The organism is Novosphingobium sp. AAP83, assembly GCF_001295795.1.
Classification (GTDB): Bacteria; Pseudomonadota; Alphaproteobacteria; order Sphingomonadales; family Sphingomonadaceae; genus Novosphingobium.
Map to the genome: position 1 here is coordinate 18,978 of NZ_LJHY01000027.1, position 15,038 is coordinate 34,015.

The 15,038-nt window shown below is 60.3% G+C and carries 12 protein-coding genes; 3 read left to right on the forward strand and 9 right to left on the reverse strand.

Annotated elements, in window-relative coordinates:
- Positions 1-85 precede the first annotated feature (85 nt).
- On the forward strand, positions 86-1,264 hold the full coding sequence (locus tag IP81_RS14940; protein WP_054108814.1) for an ROK family transcriptional regulator: 1,179 nt from the start codon (positions 86-88) through the stop codon (positions 1,262-1,264).
- A gap of 211 nt (positions 1,265-1,475) precedes the next feature.
- On the opposite strand, the gene IP81_RS14945 is transcribed toward IP81_RS14940, so the two are convergent.
- From IP81_RS14945 to IP81_RS21340, 5 genes are all read right to left on the reverse strand, one after another.
- On the reverse strand, positions 1,476-2,525 hold the full coding sequence (locus IP81_RS14945) for a hypothetical protein (RefSeq protein WP_231626854.1): 1,050 nt from the start codon (positions 2,523-2,525) through the stop codon (positions 1,476-1,478).
- Positions 2,526-2,869: 344 nt separating this feature from the next.
- The gene (locus tag IP81_RS14950; RefSeq protein ID WP_054108816.1) at positions 2,870-4,759 is read right to left on the reverse strand and encodes a DUF3604 domain-containing protein; all 1,890 of its coding nucleotides are present in this window, start codon (positions 4,757-4,759) and stop codon (positions 2,870-2,872) included.
- A 91-nt stretch (positions 4,760-4,850) separates the two neighbouring features.
- Positions 4,851-5,849, reverse strand: a complete 999-nt coding sequence (locus tag IP81_RS14955) for a HupE/UreJ family protein (RefSeq protein WP_157573264.1) — start codon at positions 5,847-5,849, stop codon at positions 4,851-4,853.
- Positions 5,846-6,715: a peptidyl-prolyl cis-trans isomerase gene (locus IP81_RS14960; protein WP_197274655.1), complete on the reverse strand. Its 870-nt coding sequence runs from the start codon at positions 6,713-6,715 to the stop codon at positions 5,846-5,848. Before IP81_RS14960 ends, IP81_RS14955 begins: the two co-directional genes overlap by 4 nt.
- A 177-nt stretch (positions 6,716-6,892) precedes the next feature.
- Entirely contained in the window at positions 6,893-7,042 is a 150-nt protein-coding gene (locus IP81_RS21340; protein ID WP_231626856.1) for a hypothetical protein, read from the reverse strand.
- 6 nt (positions 7,043-7,048) lie between these two features.
- On the opposite strand from IP81_RS21340, the gene IP81_RS21345 reads away from it, so the two are divergent.
- Positions 7,049-7,231 carry a hypothetical protein gene (locus tag IP81_RS21345; RefSeq protein ID WP_231626858.1) on the forward strand — a complete coding sequence of 61 codons (183 nt, stop codon included), beginning with the start codon at positions 7,049-7,051 and terminating at the stop codon, positions 7,229-7,231.
- Between the two features lie 91 nt (positions 7,232-7,322).
- Positions 7,323-8,627 carry a sugar MFS transporter gene (locus tag IP81_RS14970; RefSeq protein ID WP_054108820.1) on the forward strand — a complete coding sequence of 435 codons (1,305 nt, stop codon included), beginning with the start codon at positions 7,323-7,325 and terminating at the stop codon, positions 8,625-8,627.
- 89 nt (positions 8,628-8,716) lie between these two features.
- On the opposite strand, the gene IP81_RS21540 is transcribed toward IP81_RS14970, so the two are convergent.
- The 4 genes from IP81_RS21540 to IP81_RS14985 all read right to left on the reverse strand — a co-directional run bounded on the left by IP81_RS21540 (position 8,717) and on the right by IP81_RS14985 (position 14,867).
- A complete protein-coding gene (locus tag IP81_RS21540) occupies positions 8,717-8,839 on the reverse strand; it encodes a hypothetical protein (protein ID WP_255352434.1) in 123 nt (40 codons plus the stop codon).
- 42 nt (positions 8,840-8,881) lie between these two features.
- Positions 8,882-11,122, reverse strand: coding sequence for a fused MFS/spermidine synthase (locus IP81_RS14975; RefSeq protein ID WP_054108834.1), 2,241 nt, complete (start codon positions 11,120-11,122; stop codon positions 8,882-8,884).
- Between the two features lie 127 nt (positions 11,123-11,249).
- Entirely contained in the window at positions 11,250-12,707 is a 1,458-nt protein-coding gene (locus tag IP81_RS14980; RefSeq protein WP_231626873.1) for an exopolyphosphatase, read from the reverse strand.
- Positions 12,708-14,867 (reverse strand): RNA degradosome polyphosphate kinase, encoded by a 2,160-nt coding sequence (locus IP81_RS14985; protein WP_231626875.1) that lies wholly within the window; start codon positions 14,865-14,867, stop codon positions 12,708-12,710.
- Positions 14,868-15,038: the final 171 nt, after the last annotated feature.

Sequence of the window (15,038 nt, forward strand, 5' to 3'; positions counted from 1 at the left end):
GCCCTTGATGGGACTTTCGTTGGACTAGCGATTATCACCCACTCGATTCTATTACAACCCATAATGAGTATTATAATGAGTGAAAATGTTGCCAGCGCGCTCCGGTTCTGCGATGGTGCGTGCGATGACAGTGCACGCCCACGAAGACCATTTCCAAAAACCCTCCGAAAGCGAGGCGAATATCCTGAGCTACGTGCTGCGCAATCGCGGCACCACGCAGCCCGAGATCGCGCGCAATTGCGAACTTTCGCAGCAGACCGTTTCACGTCTGGTCAATGAACTGGTCGATCGCGGCGCGCTGGCCCAAGGGGGCCGCAAGGCAAGCGGGCGCAGAGGGCAGCCCAGCGTCACGATCAACATTGCACCCGAATACGCCTATTCGCTCGGCATTGCTTTGATGACCGATGCGATGTCGGTCTTGCTCATGGACTTTGCGGGCAACGTGGTCGATTACGATTACGTCGCAATGCCTGTGATGACGCGCAAAGCGGTGTTCGACCGGTTGGGAGGCGTCAAGCAGCGCTTTCTGGACCGGACGCCCAGTGCGCGCGAACGGCTGACCGGCGTCGGTATCGGCATTTCAGGTTACTGCCTTGATGGCAAGTCGCGCTACAATCCACCCCGCGCGCTTGATGACTGGGCCATGGTGCCGATCGATGAGGTCTTCAGCGATGCCCTCTCGCTGCCCGCTTGGGTCGAAAATGACGCCAATGCCGCCGCCATAGGTGAGAGTTTTCTGGGCGCCGGGCGCGATCACGCAAACTTTGTCTATGTGTTCATGGCTGCGGGTCTGGGTGGCGGGGTGGTCAGCAATCACCGCTTGATGCGCGGAACCCATGGCAATGGCGGAGAAATCGGCCTGATCCTGCCTTGGCGCCTGTTTCAATTGCCCACACTGGAAACGCTGCTCCAATCTATCCGCAAGGCAGGCGTCGATCTGGATGGTATATCGAAAATGGTCTCGGACTTTGACCCCGATTGGCCGGGCGTTGACGAATGGATCGAAAAAAGCCGCGATCCCTTGTCACTTATCGCATCGGCCATCGCCGCCCTGCTCGATCCCGAAGTGATTGTGCTGGGCGGCCGTCTGCCAAAGACTCTGGCACAGAAAATCATTCCCGCCATCGAACTGTTTGACGATGCCCGGCGGCAGGAACCGCGCCCCTTGCCCAAGATCATCATTTCGCAAACGCACGTCGATGCTTGCGCGATTGGGGCCGCCATCATTCCGCTCGAACAAAAGTTCTTCGCAACTATGCTATGAATTCAAATGTCGGTCATGAGATCAGACTGCATAATCCCGCGCACCGGACCTTTTAGCCGTAGCGGCGTAACTGCTTGACACAAGGTGCCCGCTTTCAGGCAATCCGCGGGAAGTTTCAAAGTCGGAAAGTACGGTACAAGACGATCTTACGGCTGAAGGCGGCGACGTATTCAATGATGATAGGGATTGCGTGCAGCCCGCCCGGTACAGGCTATTTTCCTCTGAGGCGCGAGGCATAAAGCCCCATCCGGTTCCGCACAGGTGCTTCATCCCCCACATTGGCAGGCAGGCCCAACGCTGGCAGAGTCTCACGGGCGGCAACACTTCCAGCTGCCGGATCATCGGCAATAGCGGCTAGGATGGCGGCCCGCTGATCGGCGGGCAGGCGTGCTTTCAATTCGGTCGCGACCAGCAGTGGCAGATGGGATTGCAGTGGTTCGCTATCGTAAAGATCGGGCACAGCGGCAATCAGCAGCAGGTTGCGCGCCCGTTGGGTGAGGTCTGGAACCTGAGCGGCGGGCCACTTTGCGATCTGGCGCTGCACTCTGGCCAGCGCACTGGCGGTCGCGGGATCGGGAGCGGTTACCGCAATGGGCGCAATATGCCTGGCAGGTGCCGCAGCAATCGCAAGATCAGCGCGGGGCATACGCGGGCTGGGCCAGTGCCAGACGACTGCGGAAAGACCCAGCCACGCCGAAAACATCAGCAAATAGGGCCAGCCGCGCCGCCACAGCCGGGCCACCAGTAGCGTTACGCCCGCAGTGCCCGCGAGCGCCAACAAAGCTCCACTAGCCGCACGTGTGCCCGACCCTGTAAGCGCCGTTTGAATTGCAACGCTGGCCCATTGCGCGGGCAAAAGGACAAGCAGCCAATCCGGCCACAAGCCTGGCCAAGCCGAGGCTGTTAACAGCATAGTCGCCTCACCGCTGACCACAGATACGGCGATCCACCAGCCCTTAGCGGCTACGGTACGGGCAAACAGGGTGCCCCGCGCGGAAAAGCTGATGCTGGCGATGATAAGCGCCAGTACGGTTGAGAACGGGTTCGGCAGCGGCGGCATGCCCAGCATATGGGCCAACAGTATGAGAACCGCTCCGGCCAGCAGAGCCAATAGGACACCGATCCACAGGCGTCCTGCAGCGGCGGCTCCGATCATGCCAACGCCCATAAGGCCCACTGCCAGTATCGGGCCACCCACCAACGCCAGCGGTGCCGGCGCGGGCACGTCCGCAAGCAGCAGCATCGCCAGGGCCGGTGCCACAACCCCGGCCAGTGCCGCGGCTAACCACGCTAGAGGCGAAAAAGACAGGGGCTGCGCGTGCGACAAGGGCTTCATAAGGCTGACTCTGATCGAAGCGCCAGGCATTGTCGAGCAGGGACAATCAATATCACCCTGTTTGGGCGAGATTGGAGCCCGTTTCCGCAGCACGGGTCGCAGCCTCCGGTGCGCAACGGCCTTATCGGCACATGCCCATGCGAAGGCTTCAGCCCGAACAATACGCAGGCCGAAGCAGAACTGAGGCCCCTTCCTTCACGCACCCCTAACGCCTGCATTGGCTGGAAAATCAGTCGCGGGTACTGCGGCTTTCGCCAAAGTCCTGTGAATTAGCGCCTCGTCGGATCATACCAGATGGCTGAAGTGAACGCCCTCTCCTGAATGGATACGGGCAGATCAGCGGGAACCGCCCGCCCCAGTCGCGCCGAGTCATACGTGGACCAGCGCGGCGTCGGGATTTCCAGAACGCGCACGTAATAGGCCGCCGCTACATCGGGATCGAATGTCGGATCGGTCCAGTTCGAAGCCAGCATCGCCGCACCGATCGTGTTCGTATAAGTCGCCTGTGCAGCGTCAACCGTATTGCCGACCGGTTCCGGCTTGCCGGTTCCCGGCGCTCTCTTGCGCTGGCCACCCAGCGCAACGTCGAACACAGCCTCGTGCGTAACCCCGCGCTTGACCCAGATTTTCACAATCTGGATACGATCAAGGTTCGCACCGTCCGGATCTTTCAGCGCCCACAGCGCAAACGCAGGCGCGCGCCCTAGCGGCAGCCGCCCGAGCGTCCCACCCATCGGCACACCTGCGCGATAAGCCCGCGCGACCCAACCCGAATTGCCGACCGGGATGTTCCACATATCCAACCCGCCAAAGAACCGGACCTGCATACGCGGCCCGGTGGTGGCATAAGTTTCCTTGCGGTGAAGCGCATCAAACACCCCGGCGCGCGTGTTTTCCCCAGCCCAGACCGCCGTCAGCCCCGAAGAACTGAACTTGCGGAAATCCGAACCCGTGGCGCAATACGTGCAGTCCATCCGCAACTGGGCCGTCCCGTCGCGATTGCCCGTGGTACCAAAATAGTTCTTCTCGATCACCGGCGACATCGAAAGATGGCTATCCGTCCCGCCGATCACCCCGAACCGGTAGGGATTGAAACCATCTCCATCCTGCATCGCAAGGCCCGTCTTGAGGGCGTCGCGCACATAGCCACCAGCAAATTTGGTAATTGGCGTCGTGCTGCCGGGGAACGTCTCCATCAGTTCAAAATTGGCGAACTCGTCGTTGGGAGAAAGGCTCGGGTGCGCTTCCGACGTGCCCTTGGTCTGGGTAATCTCGACCACAGGCTCATTGCGTGATCGGGTGGCAACATAGGCTGCCGTCATCTTCTTGCCGAACGAATCCGTCGTGCCAAACATCTCCCCGTTACTGATGTTGGGGTTGTGCGGGATGGCCAGCACATTGCGTCCGGACTGGCGGTTACCTTCAAGGAAATTCCAAAGGTCTTCCGGCCGGTTGCTGTCCATCGATGTGAAAGGCAACGGCCCTGTGTCGCCCCGATAAATCACATTGCGGTGAATTTCTCCGCCATTTTGCGCCCCTGTCCACTCATAGGCGATCAGCGCGGTGAACTTGCCCGGATCATTCTGGCGATTGGCAATGTTGACCGTGCGGGTCCACGTATCAGCCGAAGCCTGATCAGACGCGGCCCGTTCTGGCGTGAAATAATCCTTGTTACCCGCGCGGATTGCCGCGCCCATCGCAAGGAATGCCTGACCCGATACCAGCGGATTTGGGTTAAGCAGGTTGGCTGCAACCGCCACGGTCGACAGCGGGTTGGACGGGTCTGCCGCCTCATTGACCACGCCAACAAACTCCGAATGATCCGTCACCGCCAGAAAATCCAGTGGCCGGTCAAGCTGGTAGACACCCCCCGCCGGATGCGCCAGCGGCGCGCCCTTGGCAAAGTTGAACGCGTCATCGGGCGTTGCTGTCGTGGTGAACACAAAGGCGTCAAATGACCATGCGGTATGGAGATGCAGATCGCCCCACAGCACGCGCGTGGGATCGGCTTCGGCAGGCGGCGTCGGCGATGCGGTCGGCGTCGGAGTACCGCCGCCCGGCAGCACAACAAGGCCATCGGATTTTGATGAATCGTTACAGGCGCTTGTCATCAGCAAAACGCCAAGCAGCGGCACTAAGCCCTTGTTGCGATGGTACATGCTCTTCTCCAAGTACCCGTCGGCCACTGTCGGCCTACCCCCCGGGTCACGTAATAAAATCGGCGGTCAGACCGGGCAGCACGGCCGCCCGTCAGAACGCCATGACTCTTTCAATGGTCCAGAACGCCGCCAATGAACCGATCGCATATGTGCAAACACGATAGGCCCTCTGCCGCAGTTGCGGCCCCAGCGCACGCGTCACACGGCCAATGGCAAGAATCACGATCACAAAGGCAATCTGGCCCAACTCCACGCCTATGTTGAAGCCCAGCAGCGACAACGGAATCTCGTGGGCGGGAAGACCGATGGCCGCTAGCGCTCCGGCAAAGCCGAGCCCGTGCAGCAGCCCAAACACAAAGGCCAGAACCGCCGGCCGCAATCCGGTTGCACCGTCAGGACTGGCCGCAGACCGGACCAATTCCACCGCCAGCATCAGGATCGACAAGGCGATCAAAGCCTCTGCCAGCGCCGACGGAACAGCTATAACGCCCAGCGCAGCCATTGACAGGGTGATGCTGTGGGCAAGCGTGAAAGAGGAAATGCTGAGCAGCACAGCCCGCGACCGCTTCACATAGAGCACCATTCCCAGCACGAACAACAGATGGTCATAACCGGCCAGAATGTGCTCGGTGCCCAGCCCGGCATAAATCCGGATCACATCCAGCGGCCCATTGGCACCGGGCACGGTAAACGCGGGATTGGCCGGACGGACCAACCGCGTTGCCACCTCGCCCGAAGCAAACTGGATGCGGACAAGTCCATCGATCATGGTGTGCGAAAGCCCATCCAGCGTAATCGTGGTTGCGGCCAACCCTTCGGCACAAGTCACCACCATTCGGCTTACGGCAGATGATCCTGCCACCCACGGCAGCCCGCCGCTAACCTTGCACCCCGCTGCGAAGCGTGGCGAAACCGGCGGTGCCATGCCATTGGTAACCGGCACCCTCCAGATCACGTCATAGCGTCCTGCGGCCGTCTCTTTGATATCCAGATAAACCGGCCGAACCTCATGGGCCTCAGCGCGGCCCGCTCCCAGCAGGACCAGCGCCAGCGCCATGATAATGGCCAGAACACCTGAAAGATGCCTCACCGCGCTTGGCCTGCGTTACTCGCGCTCAGTTCAAGCAACGCCTTTTCATCGACTGTAATCTTGTAGCGGCTGCGCAGTTCACGATCTTGCCGCTCGCGGGCAGTCCGGATCGCCTGCGCGCGCCAGCCTGCCTCGACCGAGCGCCTTGCTTCGGCAAAGCTCAATGCCTGGCCCGGCTTGCGCCCGGTCAGCAATACCGCGTGGAAACCATAGCCGGATTCGACCGGGCCTTGCCATTCGCCCACGGGCAACTTGCCAAGTACATCAGCAAACGCTGTGCCAAAGTTGCGCAGCACGTCGGCACGCGACGTCCCCTGATAGCAACGCGGAAATGGAATGGCGATGATACCGGCAGGAATTGCTGCCGGATCACGGATCGCGGCAGGGGAAAGGTTAACGACCGCAACCTTGGCCGCATTCAATCCGGCTGCCCCGTCACCAAAATAGACCTGACAGAACCCGAACGCCGATGGTGCGGTGTAATCACCGGGCGTCTTGTTAAAAAACGCGCGAAGTTCGGCCTCGGTCGGCGTTGTGTCATTGTCCTGCGAACCCGTCAGGAAATCAAACTTCTGGGCCATGCGCCGGCGGACGATGGTATCATCGCGATCAAGGCCAAGCGCCTGCGCTTCACGATAGCGCATTTCCTCGTCCTCATAGACCTTCACCGCCGCGCGAAGCTCGTCAACGCTGGGAGGACGCCCGAACTGCCCCTGCCACACGTTGCGAAGCCATCGAAGTTCAGTAGCCCCTACCTCGATCTCGGTCGGTGCAGCTTGAGGACGGGCGACCAGTCCATAAATCCCGCAGATGGCAGCCCCGATAATGAGGAATTGCACCAGCGGCTGCGCGGTCGACGCGATCAAGTATTTCCGAATGCCAGTCGCTCCCCACCTCTTGTCGACCATTCGTGTGCGGGCTAGTTTGCAGCCTTGCAAGGCCAACTATTTGATAATGCTATAAGTATTACTACCTTATGGCCAGATGATAGAGGAGCAAGACAATGGGAAAAAGCTGGTCTGTCCCGTTAAGCTCCCCTTATCTCATCCGGCTTTTGGCCGCCGCCCGATCCTTGGTGCGGCGCGCTCCACTTGTTCGGCCAGCCGGAACAGCAGCCCTTCCTCGCCATAACGACCAGTGGTCATAATGCCGATGGGCAACCCGTCGGCAGACATGCCCAGCGGGAGTGACATGGCAGGTTGTCCGGTGCCATTGGCATCCCGGCAAACGCGGTGAATGCGCCCACCTCGCGCCCCCATTCGGCCATGCTGCGGCCCGTATTCAGCCCGATCCGGCCCAGCGGCAGCGGCAACGACAATGCCGTGGCCGAGAGCGTCACAAGGTGTCGCCGTGGGCCTGATGGCGGTCCTCTGCCTGATTGAAAGCCACTTTACGTGCCGCAAGTCTTGAGGCAACTGGAACTCTATTTTTTCGCCCAACTGTTGAGCAAGAACAGGAACAAAAGGATATTGCATGGCGCTTACCCCCAACCCGTTAGGCGATCCGGATCAAGTTGACGCCAATGGGACAGCGATTAACGCGCCCGGCTTGCAGCTATTCGTCTTTGCGCTGTTTTTCATTTTTGGTGGCATCACGTCGTTGAACGATGTGATTATCCCCAAACTGAAAGAACTGTTCACGCTTAACTACGCGCAAGCCATGCTGGTGCAGTCGGCATTCTTTGCAGCCTATTTCGCGATTTCGATTCCGGCAGCCGCGCTGGTGAAAAAGCTGGGCTACATGCGCAGCGCGGTAGTCGGCTTGCTGACGATGATGGGCGGCTGCCTGCTGTTTATTCCGGCATCGGCCAGCGCCACATTCTCCGTATTCCTGCTCGCGCTGTTCGTGCTCGCATCGGGGATCACGGTGGTGCAAGTGGTGGCCAATCCGCTGATCTCGCTGCTTGGCCCTGCCAAGACGACCAGCAGCCGGTTGACCTTTGCCCAGGCATTCAATTCGCTTGGCACCACAATCTTCCCCTATGTCGGCTCGATCCTGATCCTTGGCGGGCTGGCGGAAGTTTCGGCAGCGCAATTGTCCGGCGCAGCGCTTGACGCTTATCGCGTCGAGGGAACCCGTGTGGTCGTAATGGCCTATCTTGGCCTTGCCGCAGCGCTGGCCGTGGTCGCCGGCGTGGTATGGTTCAATCGCCACCGCCTGAAGGGCGAACGTCATAGCGAGGGTTCGATCATCCGTAGCTTCGATTTGTTGAAGCAAAAGCGCTTCGGCTTCGGCGCTGCATGCATCTTCCTTTATGTCGGCGCAGAGGTTGCGATTGGCTCGTTCATCGTCAACTATCTGATGCAATCATCGGTGCTTGGCGTTGATGAGCAATCGGCCGGCAAACTGATCCCGCTGTACTGGGGTGGAGCGCTGGTCGGGCGGTTTCTGGGCTCAGGCCTGTTGCGGGTGTTCAGCCCGGGCAAAGTGCTGATGGCCAACGCCACAGGAGCCATCGCCCTGATCATCATTTCGGCCAATTCGGGCGGCGCGGTTGCAGGCTATGCCCTTTTGCTGGTCGGCCTGATGAATTCAATCATGTTCCCCACCATCTTCAGCCTTGCCTGCGAAGGATTGGGGCCGCGCACGGCAGACGGATCGGGTGTGATCTGCGTGGCGATTGTAGGCGGCGCCGTGATCCCGCCACTTACGGGCACGTTGGCTGATCTCTCCGGCAGCCTCGCGATTGCGTTCACCCTGCCCGCGCTGTGCTATGCTGTGATTGCCGCGTTCGGACTATATGCCGCCAAACCGCTGCGTGGTGACGCTCCCGGCTGACGGAGGGCAAACTACTACGATGTGGGCAGGATACTCACGCCACCGGCATCCCGTGCTATCCCAAGACTGCCGGTGGCCTAGCGCGGACTTCAAATCAGGTAATCGCCCAACGCTATTCCGGTAAGATCGGAGCCGGAATAATCGTTCTCGTTGATGATCGCCTGGATACTGAGATTGGCCAGCCCCAGCGCCAACGACGTTGGCGTGAGCATCAGGCTGAAGTTTTCAATGCAAGATGACCGGCATCCCCCGACTCAAGGTTTGAGGATCAATTGCCGCCAAAGGATATAGGGCAGGACGGAGGCATGATCATCGGTCCATGCCGGGCCTTGCGGCGGCATGAGGGGTTGCCAGCGTTTATCTGCGCGCAATGTGCTGAAAGTTGCCGGATCACGCGCCAAAACCACCCATTGCGAAGCCCTTGTCAGCGAGCCCTTGGCTGGCCGGTCAATCAATTGCAGCGCCGATAGCCCGCGTTTTCGGGCAAGGGCCGCAATCGCAGGCTCAAGCCGCATGAACCGGTTGGAGATGTGGATCAGCAGCACACCGTTTTGGGCCAGAGCATTGGTATAAATGCCCAGCGCCTCGTCGGTCAGCAAATGCAGCGGGATGGAATCGGAGGAGAAGGCATCAACCGCCAGAACATCGAAGGTGGCCTTGGGCAGCTTGGCCAGTTCCAGCCGCGCATCGCCAATGATCACTTTGGCATCCGGCGTGCAATCGCGCAGGAAAGTGAAGGTGCCATCGCGCGAATAATCCCAGACGACCGGATCAATTTCAAAGAACGTCCAGACTTGTCCGGGACGGGCGTAGCACGCCAGAGTGCCTCCGCCGAGACCGACAACGCCGACCCTTGCCTTCGCACCAAACATCGCCTCGGTCTTGGCCAGCACCAATCCCGCGCCCGAATTGACACCATAATACGATAGCGGCGTGCGACGCTTGGCAGGATCAAGCGACTGGACGCCGTGAACGGTGGTGCCATGCATCATCGCGCGCGATCGGGTCACCGGATCATCCTGAATGCGATAAATGCCGAAATAACTGCGGCGGGCATCGGAATGAGCTAAGGAGGCGATAGTCTCGACCCCGCCCTGCGCCAATACCAAGCCGCACAGCAGGGTAACGAACAGGGTTCTCCACGCAAGGCAGGCCAGACCGATCAGGACGATCGCTGCCATCAGAGCCAGTTCGAGGCCCGGAGCCCAGCCGGTTGACGGGCCCGCATTGGCCACCGCCAGCAACCAAACGCTTAACAACAGTCCGATCACGGCAAGGCCCAGGGCGTGCAGCCGTGCACGGGCTTGCGCAATGCCAAGGCGCGCGGGCCAATCCACCAGAACCGGCAACGGCACCAGCAAAGCTGCGGCCAGCAGCAGCAGGGGATGCTCCCACGTCCAACTGAATACCAACGGCGCCACGAGCGCGGTGAAGGCCCCGCCCAGCGCGCCGCCAAGCGACATCACGAAATAGAACTTGGTCAGCGCGCTAAAATGCGGGCGAAGGCTGTAAAGGCGGCTGTGCAGTGCGGTGCAGATCGCAAATACCAGCACCAGCGTGAGCAGGAGTAGGAAGATCGAGGCTTGCTGCTTCGAACTCATCATCACACGTGCGCCGACCAGCATGAGCATCGGCGTTGCGCACAAGACCAGCCGCGCCACAGTCTGGCGGCTGGCAAATGCCACGATAAAGCTGAGCAGATAAAGCGCCAGCGGGATCACCCAGAGCAACGGCATCGCCACGATATCGGTTGTCAGATGCGTGGTGGTGGAGAGCATCAGCCCCGAAGGCACCGCCGATAGCACCAGCCAGAGCGCGATTTGCGCGCGTGACACCAGACCGGCCTGCTCCTCCCCGGCGTGCTCACCTGCCGTATCAGCCACTGTAGCAACAACATGGGCGGCAACGCCCCGCCGGGTCCATGCGGCAAGGCACACCAGCGCGATCAGACCGCAAAAGCCGATGGACCACGCCCACACTTGCGCGTGCGTGCTGAACAGCGGTTCAACCAGCAGCGGATAGGCGAGCAAGCCAGCAAAACTGCCAAAGTTCGATATCGAATAGAGCCACCATGGCTCACCCGCTTCGGGATCAGCCACGTACCAGCGCTGCATCAGGGGTGCTTGCGCCGAAACCAGCCCGAACACCGGACCGATGGACACGAGCAGCAACAGCGGAATCGTAACAGCTTCAAGCCCGGAGCGCGTCGGCACCCATTCGCGCAAGGTGATCGGCAGCGTCAGCACCGCCAGCAGCAGCAGCGTGATGTGGATCGCGGCCTGACGTTTCACAGGCTTGTTCGAAAGCCACAGCGCATAGCCATAACCGCCCAGCAGCAGCGTCTGGTATGTCAGCATGGCACTGTTCCAGACACTGGGCGCACCGCCAACCAGCGGCAGCGCCAGTCTGGCAACCATCGGCTGCACAAGGAACAGCAGGAAACTGCCGGTAATGATGGTCGCGAAGAAAACAGCGCGCGCACTCGGGGCAATCATCATTTCTCCAAGATACTGTTCGGAAAGCAGTTTGTGCTTTTGCACAAAGCATCCGATGGGCTCTTGGATCACGGCTTAAGCAAATATGGTTAACCAATCGCAACCATCGCGCCCTACAGCAAGGCCGCTAAGCCAGTTCCAGCCCCATCTGCTGGCCAAGCTCTCTCAGATCGCGCAAGGCACCATCGCCGATCAGAGCAGGTTCTGTGCTGTCCAGCGCCAATTTCCCCTCAATCAGGCGCAATGTGGTGCGTCCGATCAGCGGCACGCATCCGGCCGTTAACCGGCGACACAAGCGGGTGGCCAGACCCAAAACTTGCGCATCGACCAGAGTATTGGCCGGCATGAGCAGCGCAAGATCGTCAACCGGCCCGCCGCGCGAAACGCTGCTTTGCAAGGCCGCCGCAAGGATCGCACGGCCCGATGTCTCAACGCCGATCCAGCGTTTGCGCAGGCCCCACGCGCGCGGGGTTTCGCGGCGCAAATTCGGCTCCACACGGCCAGAGGCGAGGCAGAGCAACACCGCGGCTCGGCCTAACGGCGTGCGGGCCATCGGCACCACATCTTGCATCCAGCGCACTGCCGCATCGCCTTCGTCAGCGGTAATGCCCAGTTGCGTGACGAAATCGGCCACGCCTGCAACCAGCGGGTCTTGCGCTTGTTCATCGGGCGAAAGCGAACCGAACAGCAGCCCTTCGCGCAAGCCCCAAGACGAGAATACGATCCGGCTTGGCATAAGCCTGCGCAAGAGCACGGCAATCAGCGCCGCTGTATCAGGAATGGCGCCCAAGCGGTTGCTGGAAACGCCGTCGATGGGTTTGAGCAATTGCCCCCGCCGTGACAGCAACCGCGCCAAATCTGCCGCCTTGGCTGCATCAAGGGTAAATCCGTGGGTATCCTCAAGCGGCCAGTTCATCCGCACCATGGCCGCACGGGCAAAGGCGCGCATCGATCCGCCAACCAGATAAAGCGTGACGCCCGGCTCTGCTGCCCAATCCGCTTTGGCCAGCATCGCGCCCACTTTGCGCGCAAAAGTCCGATCCCCGCCTGCGCGCATGGCCGCAAGGCGCAATGATCCCAATGGCATACTGATGCCGTGGCTGGTGCCGCCATCGGCCACATCCACCAATTCAAGACTGCCGCCGCCCAGATCGCCAACGATCCCGCGCGCATCGGGAAATGCGCCGATCACGCCCGTGGCGCTGGTCTCCGCCTCTTCAACGCCCGAAAGCAGGCGCGGCGCAAAGCCCAGCGCACGCACGCGATCAAGGAACTTGGCTCCGTTCGTGGCATCGCGCACCGCTGCGGTGGCAACCACATCGACCGTGCCAATCCCGCCAAGGTCAATGATAGCCTTATAGCGCGCAAGCGCTGCCAGAACGTTGGTCATGGCCTTGCCCGAAAGCTTGCCGTCCTCGGCCACGCCTTTGCCCAGTTTGGCCGTGACTTTTTCGTTGAGCATCACAACAGGCGCGCGCGGCGGGCCGCCATAGACGACAAGCCGCACCGTGTTCGAGCCAATGTCGATAACGGCGCGGGCCGATCCCCAGGCAAAAGTCGGATTGTGCGTAAGCGTATGAATCACTCAGCCACGGTGGGCCGCGCCGCGACGAAGCGCAAGCTTGGGTACTTTTCTTCCACTGGAAAGCGCTGCCCCGCGCCCGGATAGCGATGGGTTGGTCATAAAGTAGCGATGCAAGTTGAACGGCTTGTCGCCCTTTTCAAAGCGGGTGTATTCACCATCGCCATGCAATGCCCAGCTTTGTTCAGTGTCCAGCAGGTTTGCCAGCATCACCTGATCAAGGATCTGGTCATGCACCGTGGGGTTGCGCACCGGCACCAGCACTTCCACGCGGCGGCCCATGTTGCGGCTCATCCCGTCAGCTGACGAGATGAACAGCCGCGCGCGCTTGTTTGGCATCCTTGCACCATTGCCAAAGGCCCAGATGCGGCTGTGTTCCAGAAAACGCCCGATGATCGATTTGACCTCGATCGTTTCGGAAAGGCCCGGAACGCCGGGCTTCAGGCAGCAAATTCCGCGCACCACCAGCCGCACTTCCACGCCAGCGCGGCTGGCGACGTAAAGCCGGTCAATCAGATCGGGATCGGTCAACTGGTTCAGCTTGGCCCATATTGTCGCCGGACGGTCCTTGCCCGCAAGCTCAATCTCGCGGTCGATGCATTCATAAAGCTTTTCGCGCAGATTGATCGGCGAGATGGCCAGCAACTCGGTGTGCTTGGGCTCAACATAGCCGGTGACAAAGTTGAACAATTGCCCGGCATCGCGGCCCATGCGCGGATCGGCGGTGAAGAACGACAGATCGGTATAGATGCGCGCGGTGACGGGGTGATAGTTGCCCGTGCCGAAGTGGCAATACGTGCGATAGCCCCCGCCTTCGCGCCGCACCACAAGGCTGATTTTGGCGTGCGTTTTCCAATCGACGAACCCGTAAATCACTTGCACGCCCGCGCGTTCGAGCTGGGCTGCCCACATCAGGTTCTGCTCTTCGTCAAAGCGGGCTTTCAGTTCGACCACCGCCGTCACCGATTTGCCCGCCTCTGCCGCCGCGATCAGCGCTGCGATCACTGCCGATTGCTTGCCCGCGCGATAGAGCGTCTGTTTGATCGCCACCACATCGGGATCGGCCGCGGCCTGCCGCAGGAAATCGATCACCACCTCGAAGCTTTCGTAAGGATGGTGGATCACCAGATCCTTTTCCCGGATGGCCGAGAAGCAATCGCCATCGTGTTCGGCCACGCGTTCAGGGTAGCGTGGATTATAGGGATCGAATTTCAGTTCCTGCCGGTCTTCATCCACCACCGTGGCAAGGCCATTGATCGCCAACAAGCCCTTGCTCTTGATCACCAGCGCATGATCGAGCCGCAATTGATCGCGCAACAGGCGTTCGGCATCGGGATCAAAGTTATCCTGCAATTGCAGCATGATCACTTTGCCGCGACGACGCCGCTGGATGGCGGTGCGGTAATAGCGCACAAGGTCTTCGGCATCTTCTTCGATTTCGATATCGCTATCGCGCAGAAGGCGGAACGTCCCGTGGCCAAGCACGCGGAAGCCGGGGAAGATCAGCGCGGCGTGCCGCCGGACCAGTTCCTCGATGCCGATCCAAGAAGCATTCTCTCCCGGCAGCCGGACAAAGCGCGGCAAAGCGGGCGGGATCAGGATCATCTCGCTGACGTTGGCGCTATCGGCCAGCCGCTGCATCTGGAACAGGATGCCGGTGCCCTGATTGGCGATGAACGGGAAAGGATGCGCCGGATCAATCGCTTGCGGCGTCAGGATCGGGACGACGTGTTCTTCGAAATAGGCACGCAGCCAGTCCGCCTCGGCGCGGGTGAAGGGATCGTTGTCGATCAAGCGGATGCCTGCCGCCGCCAGATCCTTTGCTAGCCCCACCAGCACTTCTTGCTGTGCATCGATCAGGTCTTTGACCGCATCGAGCAAGCCGCCCAATTGCTGCGTCGGCGATTTGCCATCAATCGACAGCTCGTCAATCTGGCGGCGCACTTGGCCTGCAATCCCGGCCACGCGCACCATCATGAATTCATCAAGGTTGCTGCCGCTGATCGAAAGAAATCGCAGACGCTCCAGTAATGGATAGTCAGGATTGACCGCTTCGGCCAATACGCGCCGGTTGAACGAAAGCCAGCTCAATTCACGATTGAAGAATCGCTCCTGAACCGGTGGCAAGCCGCATGATTGCGCGCGTTTGTGATTTGGCTGCATGTTTCCGTCCATTGCGCATTGCGCGTTACACTCCTGTGACATCACTGTGTGATATGATTTCTGTCAACCCTTCGTCATGAATATGACCCTGATTAGTCTCTGAAATTGCACGATATTGCAACAGCGAAGGTCTAGCGGGTCCCCAGCCGGATCAACCGGTTCATGAGGAAT